We start from the raw sequence: 1,473 nt of genomic DNA on the forward strand, positions 1-1,473 counted from the left end.
TGCCAGCACCAGCCCGGTCGTCAGGCCACTGACACCCCCGCCGATCACCAAAACCGCCAAGCCCGTACCAGGAACTCGCGCCATCGAGCGCCCCCTCCTGCGCCAAAGGCGCCACAAGCAAACCAGGACAAAAGAATCGGACCCGTCAGTCACCGCTGACCGCGCCAGTGCACCGCAGGGTTAACACCGATGTACAGGCAGACAGCGAGAGCAATGCCAGGTGCCACAGGCAACATTGCGCGCTTGTGTAGACAATGAGGCTTTTCAATTTGGCCACCGATCGGGTGACGAGGCCGGTCGAGTAACGGGCGAGGCCCTCGGACTGTTGAGCGAGATGTCTGAAGTCTCAACATCACAGTCCGGGGGCCTCGTTGGTTCCTTATCGTGCCGTACTCGACGTCCCGCATGCCCTCGTCGAGTGAGTCTCAATGATGGTGTCAAGCCGATTGGGGGGCCGGTGGGGTGAGGGTGAAGTGCCTCTTGTCGCGGAGCATGGCCCATAAGACGTCGACTCGGCGGCGTGCGAGGGCGAGCAGTGCTTGGACGTGGATCAGTCCTTCGGCGCGTTTCTTGAGGTAGTAGTCCCGGGAGGGTCCGGGGCGCATCATGGCGGTTTGGGCGGCCATGTAGAAGACATGTCGTAGGCGGCGGTGATAGCGCTTGGGCCGGTGGTGGTTGCCGGTCCGGCGGCCGGAGTCGCGCGACACCGGGGCCAGTCCCGCGTGGGCGGCCAGGCGGCCGGCGTCTGCGTAGCCGGATAGGTCTCCGACGATGGCGAGGAACTCGGCCCCGAGGATGGGGCCCATACCTGGCAGGGATTCGATGACTTCGGCGCGCTCATCGAGGTGGAAGGACTCGCGGATCTCCCGGTCGGTGTCTTTGATCCACTCGTCGAGTGCGAGGAGCTGATGAGCGAGGTCGCACACGAGTTTGGCGGCTCGCTTTTCGCCGGGCAGGGCAGTCACTTGGGATTCGGCTGCCTTGACCGCGCGGGCGGCGACCTCGGCTGCGCTGCGGACCGCGCGCCGTGCTAGCCAGTCCGCGAGCAGCTTGACGCCAGTCTGTCGCAGGGCGGCCGGGGTCTGGTACTCGGTCAGCAGGACGACCGGCCCCTTGGCTGCCGAGTAGTCGAAGGCCCGCTCCAGAGAAGGGCAGATGCCCACCAGGGCATCGCGCAGGCGGTTGATCAGTCGTACCCGGTCGGCGATCAGGTCGGCTCGGTGGGCGGTGAGCAGCTGGAGATCTGCCACGGTCTCGTCCGGCAGGCTCAGGGGTGTGAAGGGCATCGTCAACTTAAGTGGGGTGTCTCAGGTCTGGGATGATCGCCGGGCTTGTTGATCTTCCTGGGGAGGAGCTGCTTGTGGGGGCCGGGGCGGCGGTGTCGTACAGAGGGTTTCGGTTCCCGGCGGAGGTCATTTCCCATGCGGTGTGGCTGTACTTCCGGTTCCCGCTCAGTTACCGCGAGGTGGAGGA

General features: G+C 65.3%; 1 pseudogene. It reads right to left on the bottom strand.

The features are described from left to right. Positions 1-437: 437 nt before the first annotated feature. Positions 438-1,280 (bottom strand): annotated as a pseudogene (locus ACZ7NC_RS45600) (IS110 family RNA-guided transposase); the annotation flags it as partial. Positions 1,281-1,473: the final 193 nt, after the last annotated feature.

The organism is Streptomyces sp. NPDC111802, assembly GCF_055634335.1.